This window comes from Pseudomonas sp. LBUM1669 (assembly GCF_059695705.1).
On record NZ_CP166784.1, the window covers coordinates 3,762,852 to 3,776,201 of the forward strand.

The 13,350-nt window shown below is 59.7% G+C and carries 12 protein-coding genes and 1 pseudogene; 4 read left to right on the forward strand and 9 right to left on the reverse strand.

Features of this window, described 5'->3' with window-relative positions; all coding sequences use genetic code 11:
- The first annotated feature begins 70 nt into the window (after nt 1-70).
- Together ACA051_RS17440 and ACA051_RS17445 are read left to right on the forward strand one after the other, a co-directional pair.
- A complete protein-coding gene (locus tag ACA051_RS17440; RefSeq protein ID WP_497303485.1) occupies nt 71-289 on the forward strand; it encodes a PLD nuclease N-terminal domain-containing protein in 219 nt (72 codons plus the stop codon).
- 112 nt (nt 290-401) lie between these two features.
- A complete protein-coding gene (locus ACA051_RS17445) occupies nt 402-1,418 on the forward strand; it encodes an AbrB family transcriptional regulator (RefSeq protein WP_497371093.1) in 1,017 nt (338 codons plus the stop codon).
- A 494-nt stretch (nt 1,419-1,912) separates the two neighbouring features.
- Here ACA051_RS17445 and ACA051_RS17450 read toward each other — a convergent pair whose 3' ends face one another.
- The 8 genes from ACA051_RS17450 to ACA051_RS17485 form a co-directional block, all read right to left on the reverse strand.
- On the reverse strand, nt 1,913-2,275 hold the full coding sequence (locus ACA051_RS17450) for a DUF6124 family protein (RefSeq protein WP_497371095.1): 363 nt from the start codon (nt 2,273-2,275) through the stop codon (nt 1,913-1,915).
- Between the two features lie 393 nt (nt 2,276-2,668).
- The gene (locus ACA051_RS17455) at nt 2,669-3,217 is read right to left on the reverse strand and encodes a hypothetical protein (RefSeq protein WP_497371097.1); all 549 of its coding nucleotides are present in this window, start codon (nt 3,215-3,217) and stop codon (nt 2,669-2,671) included.
- A complete protein-coding gene (locus ACA051_RS17460) occupies nt 3,214-4,143 on the reverse strand; it encodes a catalase family peroxidase (protein WP_497371099.1) in 930 nt (309 codons plus the stop codon). Before ACA051_RS17460 ends, ACA051_RS17455 begins: the two co-directional genes overlap by 4 nt.
- Nucleotides 4,144-4,256: 113 nt before the next feature.
- On the reverse strand, nt 4,257-5,714 hold the full coding sequence (locus ACA051_RS17465; protein WP_497371101.1) for an aldehyde dehydrogenase family protein: 1,458 nt from the start codon (nt 5,712-5,714) through the stop codon (nt 4,257-4,259).
- Nucleotides 5,715-5,733: 19 nt separating this feature from the next.
- Nucleotides 5,734-7,371, reverse strand: coding sequence for a GMC family oxidoreductase (locus ACA051_RS17470; protein ID WP_497371103.1), 1,638 nt, complete (start codon nt 7,369-7,371; stop codon nt 5,734-5,736).
- Nucleotides 7,372-7,439: 68 nt separating this feature from the next.
- Nucleotides 7,440-8,408 carry a LysR family transcriptional regulator gene (locus ACA051_RS17475; protein ID WP_497371105.1) on the reverse strand — a complete coding sequence of 323 codons (969 nt, stop codon included), beginning with the start codon at nt 8,406-8,408 and terminating at the stop codon, nt 7,440-7,442.
- A 73-nt stretch (nt 8,409-8,481) separates the two neighbouring features.
- Entirely contained in the window at nt 8,482-10,020 is a 1,539-nt protein-coding gene (locus ACA051_RS17480) for a GMC family oxidoreductase (protein WP_497371107.1), read from the reverse strand.
- A gap of 26 nt (nt 10,021-10,046) precedes the next feature.
- Complete coding sequence (locus tag ACA051_RS17485; protein ID WP_497371109.1) at nt 10,047-10,805, reverse strand: alpha/beta fold hydrolase; 759 nt, start codon at nt 10,803-10,805, stop codon at nt 10,047-10,049.
- A 184-nt stretch (nt 10,806-10,989) separates the two neighbouring features.
- Here ACA051_RS17485 and ACA051_RS17490 point away from each other — a divergent pair, with 184 nt between their 5' ends.
- Both ACA051_RS17490 and ACA051_RS17495 read left to right on the forward strand, forming a co-directional pair.
- Entirely contained in the window at nt 10,990-11,892 is a 903-nt protein-coding gene (locus ACA051_RS17490; RefSeq protein ID WP_497375585.1) for a LysR substrate-binding domain-containing protein, read from the forward strand.
- Nucleotides 11,893-12,033: 141 nt separating this feature from the next.
- Nucleotides 12,034-12,615: a hypothetical protein gene (locus ACA051_RS17495; RefSeq protein WP_497371111.1), complete on the forward strand. Its 582-nt coding sequence runs from the start codon at nt 12,034-12,036 to the stop codon at nt 12,613-12,615.
- 9 nt (nt 12,616-12,624) lie between these two features.
- Here ACA051_RS17495 and ACA051_RS17500 read toward each other — a convergent pair.
- Nucleotides 12,625-13,230 (reverse strand): annotated as a pseudogene (locus ACA051_RS17500) (DJ-1/PfpI family protein).
- Between the last annotated feature and the right edge of the window lie 120 nt (nt 13,231-13,350).

Genomic DNA, 13,350 nt, shown 5'->3' on the forward strand with positions numbered 1-13,350 from the left:
TCTCCACCAAATTTAATGAACCCTGCCCACCACGACTCACCTAACAGAAAGACTATCTGGAGGGTGACTCATGCAAATCGAAACAATCTGGATCGTGCTGACAGTCTTTCTGTTGCTGGTCGAGCTATGGGCAATCAACCGAGTGCGCAAAGCCGAAGGCAAATCGAGCAACAAACTCTTGTGGATCGTAGTGATCGTATTTGTGCCGCTGATTGGGGTGGTGGCGTGGGCATTGGCGGGGCCGAAACACACCGAACACAACCCGCATTCACCCCAGGCCAGGCAATGATGTTGGGAGGGTTCGCGGATACGCGCGTACTTGACGCCTCACACCATTAAGTGGGAAAACGTGCACGACCCAAATGGAAGCGTTGGCGTACTTCACGAATCAAGGAAGACTCATGAAAACCCTGGTGTGTTTGCTGATCGCCACCGGCGTCGGCACTGTGCTGCAATACGCCGGTATCCCCCACGGTCTGTTGCTGGGTTCGATACTCGCTAGCGCTCTGTTCGCCAGCAACCTGCGCTTCTCCCCCACCCTGCCCTTCGGCCTTGGCTACGTGCAAATCGTGCTGGGGATCGCGACCGGCCTGATGTTCACCGCGTGGGACAACCACACCGTGGCGACCATGTTGCCCAGCCTCGGATTCATGCTCCTGTGCCTGATGGTCCAGAGCGCCGTGGCCGGTTTCTGGTTGTTCAGGGTCTCGGGCTGGAACCTCAAAGACTCGCTGTTATCCGTGTACCCGGGGGCACTCGCCGCCGTCTTCGACTTGATCGAGTCTGAACGCGCGTCCAGCAAAGTGATCGTCGTGCACCTGGTCCGACTGTTGTCGATCACCTTGCTGGTCAGTTTTTGCATTCCCGGGCATGTCGACGTGGCGCTTGCCCAGAGCAGCCCGCTGGACGTGAGCACGGCGCTGACTCTGCTGTCGCTGATCGCCTTGTGCCTGTTGCTCGGCCGCGTGCTGTTGAGCGTCGGCGTGCCGGCGCCCTTCATGCTCACCGCCATCGTGCTCACCGCCGCCTGCATCAAGCTGGGCTACCTCCAGGCGTTCCACCTGCCGCAGTGGAGTGTCGACTCCGCCTCCGTTCTGATCGGCGTGCTGATTGGCTCGAAATTCAAGGACATCTCCTTCGCCGAGCTCATCCGCCATGGCCGCGCCGGGCTGCTCGCCGTCGGCCTCATGTTGCTGATCGCCGCAGCGTTTGCCGGCGTGGCCGGGCGGGTGCTGGGCAGCGATCCGCTGTCGTTGTGGCTGGCGTACATGCCGGGCGCCATCGAAACCATCGCCATCGTCGCGTTCAGTGGCGGGCTCAATGTGGTGTTCATCCTGACGCATCATTTGGTGCGGATGGTCGTGCTGCACTTTGCACCGGCGCTGATCGTGCAGGCGCGGCGCTGGCGGGCAGAGTGATTGCCGAGAACGGCAGATCGACGCTAAACAAATTGCTTGCGCGCAACCCGCAACGCCTCCCGGTCTGGAGGCGTTGTGCTGTGTGCTGACGGGAGGAAGGGACTAAACGGGAGAGATCGTGGCCAGCGCACCAATCAAAATGGTTAACACCAGAAATCCACCGAGGAAAATTGCCATCTTGCCCATAGGGCCTCCTACATTATGAGTTTACGGTGCAGTGACTGCGCGACTGCGGACCGTGCTGTCATTGTGAGCGTGCGGGTGGGTGCATGACAGAGGCAGATGGCGAAGGAAAATACGGATCAGATGCTGGAGGTGTAGCCGCTGCCGAGCAGCGCGAGGCCTGTGAGAGCAGCGGAGATAACAAAACCTGTGGGACGACCCCATCCAATGTGGGAGCGAGCCTGCTCGCGATAGCGGATTTACATTCAACAGAATGTGTTGGCTGATCCACCGCCATCGCGAGCAGGCTCACTCCTACAGGGATTGGTGATTTACGCTTTCGGCTCGACGTTATCCAGCGCCTGGTTCACGGCCAATTCTCCCAACATCACCACTTGCGTGATCCCCAGCAGGGTCTTGCGGTGTGAGTTGTCCAACAGCGCTGCGAAGTTGCTGAGCATGGTGGTGGCCGAGCTCAGGGATTCGCTGGCGTTGGCCAGCAGGGATTCGGTGCCGTACTTGGGGTTGGCGAGGAACATGGGTTCCGGTTCGTGGTTGCTGGCCATGATGTGGGCGCCCGGGTTGAGGTAGTGGTCGAGGGCGCGCTCGGCGGCTTCGTGGAGCTTTTTCGAATCGACGGATTCGTAGGGGGATGCCGGATCAGTGTCCGGTGGGTTTGGCGTTGGTTTGATCATCGATGGAACTCCTGGAAGAACTAATGAGGAGCCATCACCCTTCGCTACCAAACGTAGGGTGGTGGCCATACACAGGTTGGTAGACCGGTCCAGGAACCCGGCGCCCCCGAAGGAGCCCTGCGCATGGCCACCATGAAATACAGAGATGAAAACGACCTCTGCAAAAGGTGGCGCCATGCGCCTGGACATACCGGGCTACCAAACCCGATCACTGTTTTTCAGTGACCCAGGAACGATAAAACCCGTGCCCTAGACGCACAAGCCGGCGGATTCTGTCTTACGTGTAGGGGGTGGCGCAAGGCGTTGTAGCCTCGATGCGGTAACAGCAAGCTTCATTTAAACGTGTCTGATTTTTTTTGTTTAAACAGGCTGCGGGCAATCCACTTTCGATCATCACTTCAACAACCACCGCGACATCAACCGCGTCGTCAACGGCATCAACCAATACACCATATTGAACGACACCAACCCCGCTACCGTTACCTTGAATACCCAGACCGGCCATCGCAGATCAGCCAACTCAAGCAGCACCGCCAACCCCCAAGGCAGGAAAACGGTCAACGGCAAAACGATCATCCACGACAGAATCCATTGCTTCCATCGCGCAACAGCCACCCGCCCCTGCATCGGCTCAAACCAGAATGTCGAATCATCATCAGTGCGATGGAAGTCCTGCCGCAACCAAGGCAAGGACTCGCGCAACAACGCATGCCGAACCTGGGATTCCAGCCACGCCACAACGTGCCCCTTGCTGACAAAGCGCAAAATGATCGCGTAACGCAGGTGCGAGCCAACAGGCTTGACCACGTCCGTCGCCAGGTAACCCGGAAACTGCCGGTGGGCGTCGATGGCCTTGTTCATCCATTGCTCATACAGCGCCTGATGCTGCGGATTGACCTCATGCACAATCACGCTGACGCCAATTTCGGCGTCGATGCTCATGGTTGTTGCCGCCTGAGCAGGGCCCGCTGATAGAGGCGTTCGCGCGCCAGAATCATCGGGTCATGACTCGGTGCAATGCCGTCGGTCAAGCGCCCGGGGTTGAAGTCGAGGCGCTGTTGGGCGGACTGTTGTTCCTCGGCCGGGACAAGCGTATCGAGGGTCAGAATCCCCAATTCAACTTCATCGTGGCTGCGCGACCAAGGGATCGAACCGTCCTCGATGGCATCCCCTGGCGCCGCCAGTTGCACCACCAGACGCAACTTCACAGCGTCCCTGCCCAACCGAGCGCTGATTTCGTCCTGCAAATAATCGGCCGGCATCCCGGCGGCTTGCTGCTCGCTCAAGGCAGGCTCCGCTCGCAAGGGTTCAATCCGGTAGCGGCCGACGTGTTCTTCGCCCTGACGGTTGGTGAACACCAGGGCGTTGATGCCGAAGTACTCGATACCGGCGTAACTGCTCGGCGCGGGCTTGGGTGTCTGAAGAAAATGCTCGGCTCGCGGATGGTTGGCCAGAAAGGTTTGCAGCGGCAGCGGGTCCGGCGGTGTGGCGACATTGGCGGCGATGCCTTGCAGAAAACTCAGAAAGTCTTCGGGCGTGGCCACCGGAAATCCGTCGAACGAGTGGGTCACGATATCGGAGGACTCGCCGTCCGGCAGGGTAAAACGAACGGCCAGGCCATGAGGACTGGCCGTCGGATCGCCGTCCTCGGTGGCGGGTACGCCGCTGAAGTTGGAGAACCGTAGCAACACCGGCACCGGTTGCCCCTGCAAATGCGCAGCCCGACTCAATACCGGCGCGGGCGGCGACGCCATAAAGGTTCCGCTGAGCAACACACCCTTGGCATGGGTCGCGCGAAAACCCGGGTGATGGCCGAACGTTGCGGTCAGCGCGTCAAGTAACGCGTCGTAAAGTCTGTCCTTGGACATGGGGGCACTTCTCATGGGTGACACATCATTCTCGTGGGCGGCAAAGGCAGAGGACGCGGTCAGCGTCCCCGCCAGCAGCGCGCCGATCAATAATCGGGTGGGCCGCATTACATTCAGCCTTGGCGCATACCGGGATTGAGGGCGATGTGTTTGTACTCGACAAAATCATCCATGGCCGCCACGCCGTTCAGGCGCCCCTGCCCCGACTGTTTGAAACCACCCTCTTCAAACTCGTCGTAGACCACGGCCCAGTCATTGACCCACACCGTGCCCGCCTCCAGTTCGCGAGCCACCCGCAGCGCGCGGTCGACATCGCGGGTCCAGACACTGGCGGCCAGGCCGAACTCACTGTTGTTGGCCAGTTCGATGCCTTCGGCTTCGCTGTCGAACACCTGCAATGTCAGCACCGGGCCGAAGGTCTCGCGCTGGACGATGGCCATCTCGGGGTCACTGACCCGCAGCAGCGTCGGACGATAGAACGCGCCTTTGGCCAACGGCCCCTCGGTCACCGGGCCGCCGCGAACGATGACTTGGGCACCAGCGGTGATCGCCTCTTTGACGATTTGATTGACCCGTTGCACGTTGGGCTTATCGATCAACGGCCCCATCTCGCTGGCCGCATCGGCGGCGGGCCCGACGCGCACCGCTTCCAGCCGTGCGGCCAGGCGCTCGGTCAACGCCGTGGCGATATCCCGTTGCACCAACAGCCGCGAACCGGTCATGCAGAACTGGCCGGCGAATACCGTCAGGGCTTTCACCAGGGTCGGCACGGCGGCGTCGAGGTCGGCGTCGTTGAACACCAGCATCGGCGTTTTCCCACCCAGCTCCAGGCCAAAACGCTTGAGGTGTTGTGCCCCCACGGCGGAAATCGCCCGACCGGTGCTGGTGCTGCCGGTGAAGCTGATCACCGGAACCCGGGGTGATTCCACCAAATGGATGGAGCCCGCTGCGCCCTGCTCGCTGAACAGATTGATCACGCCGCGTGGCAGCGACAGCGCCTCACTCATGATTCGGGCGACCAGGCAGTTGGTCTGGGCGGTTTGCCCGGGCATCTTGATGACCGTGGTGCAACCGGCTGCCAGCGCCGGGGCCAGCGAGCGAATCATCAGCACCACCGGCGAGTTCCACGGCACGATGATGCCCGCCACGCCCACTGCCTGACGAATCACCAGGGAAATCTTGCCGGGTTTAGGCTCGGCCGCACGCCCGTATTCGGCACGCGTCAAGGCCGCGTAATAGCGCAACTTGGAGGGCACCATGCCGACCTCGAACTCGGCTTCGGGCCGAATCTTGCCGTTCTCCAGTGCCAGGGTGTCGATCAGCTCATCGGCGTTGCGCTCGAAGGCATCCGCCAGCTCCAGCAAGACCTGAGCGCGCAAGTGGCGATCATCTTTCCAGGGTGATTCGGCAAATGCCCGTTGCGCGGCCTCGATGCCGGCTTGCGCTTCGTTCAAACCGCCTTCGGCGTATCGGCCGATCAGCTCGTAAGTCGCAGGGTCGATGGAGTCTTTGTAAACACCGGAGTCCAGCCATTGGCCGTCGATCCAGTTCAATACCGGGGTGCTGTTCATAGAGGCAGGTTCCTGAGGATTAAGCGTAGAGACGGGCAATGTGCTCGGCAGTGGCAATCACGGTGATGTTGGTGGCGACCGAGGGCACGTCGGGGAAGATCGACGCGTCCACCACGCGCAGCCCCTGCACACCAATGACCCGCGCTTGCAGGTCGACCACCGCCCGCGCATCCCCCGGCTTGCCCATCGGCGCCGTCGAGGTCGGGTGGTGATAGGTGTCGAGGCTGGCTTTGACGCTGGCCAGCAACGCCTCGTCCGAGTCGTTGCCTTGACCGGGGTTGAGCTCGGAATGGATCAAGGCATTCAGCGGCCCCGTGCTGCCGATTTTGCGGGCAAGGCGGATGCCATCCAGCAGGCGCTGGCGGTCCTTGGGCTCGGCGAGAAAATTCAGGTCGATGATCGGCGCCACGAACGGATCACGGCTGGCCAGGGTCACCTTGCCCCGGGACAGTGGCCGCGTCAGGGCGACGGCGAGCACGAAGCCGACGCCGGTCGGGCTCTGATCATGGGGAAACAAGTGGGTGGCGGTGATGTGCAGGTCCAGCTCGCCATTCTCGGCGGAGCGGCTGTGGGTCCAGAGCTTGGCGCCGATGGCGGGCGACTGGCTGCCGATTGCGTCAGGCCTGGCGGCATAGGCGTTGTAATAGAACGGGTGATCCACCAGGTTCTGCCCGACCGGTAGCTCGGCGACGGGTGGAATCTGCAAGGCACGCAAGTCTTCGCCAGGGCCAACCCCCGAACGCAAGAGGATCGCGGCGCTGCCGTAGCTGCCGGCGGAAAGGATCACTTCAGCGGCCAACAATTTTTCACCGTTGGCCAATTGCACGCCGATCGCACGTTTGCCGTCGAACAGCACTTTGTCCACCAGGCTGTCGGTCTGGATCTGCAGGTTGTCGCGGGCGCGCACCTCGTCGGTGAGGTACGCCATGCCCGTGTTGACCCGCACGCCGTTGACGATGTTCATCGGGTACGGGCCCACACCATGGGCGTCAGCGCCGTCGAAGTCGTCGATTACGCGGTAGCCATTGGCGAAGGTCGCGTAGATGAACGCACGCTGCATGGGGGTGACATCGGCCTTGCCGAGTTGATGCACCGGCAGCGGCCCTTCATGGCCATGCAACGCGCTGGCACCGCCGCTGTGGGTTTCCAGTTTTTTGAACGACGGCAGCAGCTCTTCATAGCTCCAGCCTGGCAGATCCCAGCGCTTGAAATCGGTGGCACGGGCACGGATGGCCACCGCGCCGTTGATCGCCGAACTCCCTCCCAGCACCTTGCCGCGCAAGGCGCCGATGGGGTGGTCGATGTAGCCCGGTCGGGTCTTGTAACCCCATTCGAATTCAGGATTGGCGTTAGCGCCGACGATGTCGCTGCTGGCCACGATTTCGGGGTAATTGTGCGGACTGTAGCTATGGCCGGCTTCGAGCAATAACACCTGACGCGTGGTGTTCTCACTCAAACGACGGGCCAGCACCGCGCCCGCCGAACCACCGCCAACGATGATCACATCTACTGGCGCGCGATCAGCGCCACGCTTGCCAGCCATACCGCTGGACTCCAACGCCTGCGCCAAACCACTGCCCGCCGCCAACGTCGCAGCGGCCACAACTCCGCCGGCCAGAACCGCCCGGCGAGCAGGATTGTCAAGGGTACTCTTCATCCGTTTTCTTCCCTGTCAGACGTCAGAATGCGTCTGTTGGGGAAAAGCATATGGGACGGTGCGCAGGCTCATAAGCCGGCAAAAGACGATTCCACGTTTCGTTTTTTCAGAACGATTGAACGCGGGCCAGCCGCGAGCATTTTCTCCCACACCGGCGGGTTGCCGATCTGTTCGATGAGGAAGCTGGTCAGCGCATGAAGCTTGGGCGACGCTCGCTGGGATTGCCGGTAAACCGCCGAAATATTGCCGCCACGCGGGGCATAAGGCTCCAGCACTTCTATGAGTTCACCGGCCACAATCGCCTGCGCCGCCAGGAAGGTCGGCAGAATCGCCAGGCCCATGCCGGCCTTGGCGCCTTCCATGAGTTGATGGCCATTGTTGGTGCGCATCCGGCAGCGCACACGGAACGATTCCAGGGTGTTGTTCACCGGCAGCGTCCACATGCCGTGGGGTTCGCGATTCACATAGAGCATGGCGAAATGCTGGGACAGCTCTTGCGGGGTTTGCGGTGTGCCGTGAGCGGCCAGGTACTCCGGGCTCGCGCAGATGATGTGACGGTTGGGCGTGATGGTCTTGGCGACCAGTGAGGAGTCCGGCAACTCGCCGATGCGGATGGCCGCGTCATAGCGTTCTTCGTGCAGATTGACGTGGCGGTCATCGAACTCGATGTCCAGCTGCAACTCCGGATAACGCACCGCGAAGGACGACAGGATCGGCGTCAGGTAACGAATGCTGAAAGCCATCGGCGCGGCAAGCCGCAGCACGCCTCGCAAGCTCGATTGAAACGCTTGCACCGCGTCTTCGGCGTCTTCGACATCCGTCAGAATACGCACGCAATAACGGTAAAACACATCGCCCGACTCCGTCAGCCGGGCCTGACGCCCCCGCTCCAGCAAGATGCTGCCCAAGCGCTTTTCCAGTTGCTGGATCCGCAGGCTGACCATTGATTTTGCGATACCCAAACGCCGAGCGGCTTCGGAAATACTGCCGGTGTCCACCACCATGACGAAAGAATGCATCTCGGACAGCTTGTTCAAGTTTTAGTAATCCAAATAGCGGGGGGCATGCCCTTCCAGATGGCATGCCCCCTCAATGTTTTTATTAGGCGAATTAACGTGATTTTTTAATGGTATCGGTCAACTTTTCCGCCGTCATGATGACGGTCGGGTTCAAGTTGATCAGCGGGATCTCGGGGAAGATAGAGGCATCAATAACGCGTAGTCCTTCCACGCCGTACACGCGCCCTTCCTCATCCACCACGGCGTTCGGGTCATCCGGCAAGCCCATCGGCGCCGTCGAGCAAGGGTGCTGCAAGGTGCCCACACCTTTTGCCAGCGCCGCACGAATCTGCTCGTCACTGTCGTCAGTCGCTGAGCCTGGATAGAGCTCTTCCACGATCAGGCTCTTGAGCGGTTCCGTGTTGGCCAGTTTGCGGGCCAGACGGAAGCACTCGATCATCCGGTTCATGTCATCTTCAGTGGTCAGGTGATTGAGTTCGATGACAGGTGCGTCTTGGGGATCGCGACTGTTCAAACGCAAGCGACCGTGTGATGTGCAATGCATCAATTCCAGCCCCAGCGAAAAAGCGACACCGGTTGGACTGATGGCGGGATCGAGCAGATGCGAGGGGGAAATACCGATATCCAGTTCTTTATCCGAACTGGCGTAGGACGAGTGGGTCCACAACTGCGCCCCCACCACTGGCCGATCCTGCCCCTTCAACGCTTCTGTCGCACTGAAGTTCATCCAGAAGAACGCATGATCGAGCAGCCGAACACCAACCGGCGCGTCTTTTACCAAAGGAATATCCAACGCTTCAAGGTCTGCCCTGGGGCCGATGCCTGAACGCAAAAGAATCGCGGCAGACCCATAGGCACCCGCGCTCAGGATGACTTCTTGGCCGTGGACTTTTTCACCGCCCGCCAACAGCACCGACTGCACCTTGCCGTCTTCAAACAGCACCTTGTCTACGAGGCTTTGATCGAGAATCGACAGGTTGTGGCGAGCGCGCACTTCACGCGTGAGGTACGCCATCCCGGTATTAACGCGGACGCCGTTGATCACGTTCATTGGATTTGGACCGGCGCCATTATTGGCCTCGGGGTCATTGAAATCGTCGACTTTGTTGGCGCCACAAGCCCATGCCGCCTCGACCATTGCGCGCTGTACCGGGGTGATGTAATCCAAAGACATTTGATGAATCGGCAGCGGCCCGTTTCGGCCGTGCCATTTATCTTCGCCATGGGCGGTGCGCTCCATTTTTTTGTAATAGGGCAGCACCTCTTCAAAGCTCCAGCCTTTCAGGCCTTTGGCGGTGAAGCGCGCAAAGTCAAAGGGCAACGCTCGGCAGGCGACGGCGCCATTGATGGCAGAACTTCCGCCCAGTACTTTTCCACGCGGGGCGTAGACCGCCTGCGGTTGCTCGACCGGGGTTGCGAAATAGCCCCACTCGTAACGTTTATCACCGTTGGCTGCGATGATAGTGCTGCTGTAGATCTCTTCTGGGTATTCATCGGGGTCAAAGGCTCGGCCCGCCTCAACCAACAGCACACTCAGTTGTGGGTCTTGCGACAAACGCGCCGCCAATACGGCACCGGCAGAACCGCCACCCAGAATGACGAAGTCGAATACGTTGCTGTACACAGTCATCTTTATTTCCCTATCGATAGCGACGTTCAGCGCGTGGTGTTGAGCGCTTCAGTAATGACCCTGGCCACGTCGGCAGGTCGAGACTGATGCGGTACGTGGCTGGTCGGCAGCGCCGTCGTTGTGGCATTGATTTTCCGGGCGAGTGCTCGCTGCAAGTCAGGCGCAATCATGCGATCGCGCTCACTGACGATGTACCACGAGGGCTTCTGCTTCCAGGCGGCCACGCTGATGCGCTCGTCGAACGCTTTGGAATTGATGGCGCCTTGCGTAGCGGCCATCACCCGACCCTGCGCAGCGGGCACGTCCGGAGCAAAGTCCTGCTCGATACCTTGTTGCGTGAGCGACAAATACCCGGCCTTGTCAGCCACAAATTCGCCCATGCCCGGCGACGGCGGATAGTCCTTGCCGACCTCGGCCGTGGTCTGCCCAACGTCAGGGACGAAGGCAGCCACGTAGACCAGCGCCGCCACTTTGTCGCTTGCACCGGCCTCGGTGATCACGCTCCCGCCCCACGAATGCCCGACCAGCACCACCTTGCCCGGCGCCGCTTCAATCGCGCGGCGGGTCATGGCCACATCCTCCGACAGCGAATTCAAACCGTTCTGCACCGCCCTTACTTTCACCCCTTTGGCCTGCAGCAACGTGATCACCTTGGCCCAGTCAGAGCCATCGGCAAACGCCCCATGCACCAGCACCACGCACGGATCGTTGCCAGCGTTGGCATAACCCACCGAACCCAGTGTGGCCAAACCCAAAGACATCGCGAGAATCGTCCTGCGTAACATCTGAAGCTCCTTTAATGAACCCACCGAACGGCGGCAATCTAGGCGCTTTGCTGTCTTGTGAACCAGTCCCGAAAAACGGGTTTGTCTTTCCCATCCATTGGACGATCGTTCTTGTATAGTTGGCCTCTTTTGGCCGAAGGGATGCCGCCCAGTGCTCGACCTCAATGACCTTCAGTACTTTGTGATGGTGGTGGACCACGGCGGCTTCGCGCCGACCGCTCGGGCGCTGGGCATTCCAAAATCCAACCTCAGCCGCCGCATTGCACTGCTCGAAGAACGCCTGGGTGTGCGCTTGATCATCCGCAACACCCGCAATTTCAAGGTGACGGAATTAGGTCAGACGTATTACGCCCATTGCCGAGCCATGCTCAAAGGGGCGGAAGCCGCTGAAGCCGCCGTCGCCATGACCCACACAGAACCCGGCGGCTTGCTGCGCGTCACCTGCCCGACGGTGTTACTGGAAGAATGCGTCGGCGGCATCATCACCCGCTTCATGGCCATGTACCCGCGAGTCGAAGTGCATCTGGAAGCCAGCGACCGTCAAGTCGATGTGGTTGCCGAGGGCGTTGACCTGGCACTGCGAGTCCGCCCGCCTCCCCTTCAGGATTCGGACCTGGTCAACCGCGTCATGTCCCAGCGGCCACAATGCCTGGTCGCCAGTCCCGCGCTACTGAACCGCCTGGGTGTACCCCACGAGCCGGAAGAGCTGGCACGTTTCCCCAGCGTCCATCACGGCAGCCCGCAACGTGATTACAGTTGGACGTTGTTCCATCAAGATGGCGCGGAATTCACGATCCAGCACCGTCCGCAACTGATCACCAAGGGACTGCCGATGCTGCGGTGCGCGGCGATAGACAGCGTTGGCATTGCGCAAATGCCGATGTCGCTGGTGCATGACTTTATCGAGCGCGGACAACTGGTGGTGGTGTTGCCTGATTGGGCGCCGCGGACTGAGATGATTTATGCGGTGTTTGCGAGCCGGCATGGGATGCTGCCGTCGATGCGGATGTTGATCGATTTTATGGTGGAGCAGTTCAGGTTGCTGGATGATCCGGCGCGGGGGATGCGCGGGAGTCAGTTGGTTTGATAAGGCCCTCAAGGAGGGCGTCAGATTTTTTGTGTTCGGGCAGCTAACGGTCAAAAGCTGGACCTTGCAGGTGAGTTGCCAGACGGCCGCTATTCCACTGCTATGCTGATAGCATCTGTTTCTCCGGTAGAGACGAGTAGCATGACAGCACAAGGCAAGCATTCCTCGTTCACGCCCAAGGGTATGGCCTACTTGGCTGGAGTTTTCCTTGTCGCTTGGGTTGCCATAAAGTCGCTCGAAACTTATTTCGACCTGACATTGATGGCAGATACCACGAGCTGGCTGCTACGTTTGGGGGGTTGGCTTTTGCTGGAAACGCCAATACCGAATTGGTCGCTGCTGATGATTATCGCGATTTTAATCAGCACTCTGTCTGTAGCGATTTACTACGTCCGCATCCCTGATGGAACTGACGGCGAGTTACACGAGATAGAGCGAAAGGTTTACAAAAATAACAACCCTCAGTTTCCAAGATTGACAGATAACCAAACGCTACTGATGGAAGTTTTAGCCTATCATGCGAACTTCAGAAAAGTTGCAAACTTGAACTCGGTTTGCAAACTTGTCTCACTCAGCACGTCAGAAGTCGAAGCCGGTCTAAAGCAACTCCAGGCCAAACGTCTCGTGACGCAAAAAGTGACCCGAGGTACGTTTGGCGCCACCATTTTTGAACTGACCTTGGCAGGTAAGGATTATGCGTTAGAGCGATTTGACCTTACGTAGCAGTGATGTCTAAGGCGGCGAAAGAAACCGCGAAATGTTCGCCATCGCACGCGTTATGTAAATGTCTTTCTCCCCCACTGGGGCAACATAATGAAGCGCACTGCGTGCAGCCTCTATACCCGCCAGACGGGCGATGAACCATGCGGCCAGATACTGCGACGACAGACAGCCGCCAGCAGTTGCGACATTGCCCTTGGCCACGAACGGCTGATTGAGTACTGCCACGCCAGCCTCTTCAACCCATGGCTTGGTGATCAGATCCGTGCAGGCCGGAACCTCGTTCAGCAGGCCGAGCTTTGCAAGTATCAGCGTGCCCGAGCACTGGGCGCCCAGGAGTTAGCGGGCCGGGTCGAATTTCAGTCGAGACATCAGTGCGTCGTCCGCGACGACGTCCCGGGTCAATCTCCCACTGCCCACCAGCACTGCATCCGCGCTGCAGGCGTCCTCTAACGACGCCTGCGCCTCGATCTTCAGGCCGTTCATCGACAGCACCTTATCCGTGGGGCTGGCGATAGACACTCGCCAGCCCGGCTGTTGAACTCGGTTGAAGATGCCGAACGCGATGAGAGAGTCGAGTTCGTTGAACCCATCAAAGGTAAGGATGGCGATGTGCATGATGAGCCTCATACGAGAGAAATTCTGCGGCCCATCGTAAAATCAAACAGTCAATACATTCAAAAAATTGTCATAGATACAATTCGGCTAACTGCGGCGGATTCGCAGCCATGCGGTGCC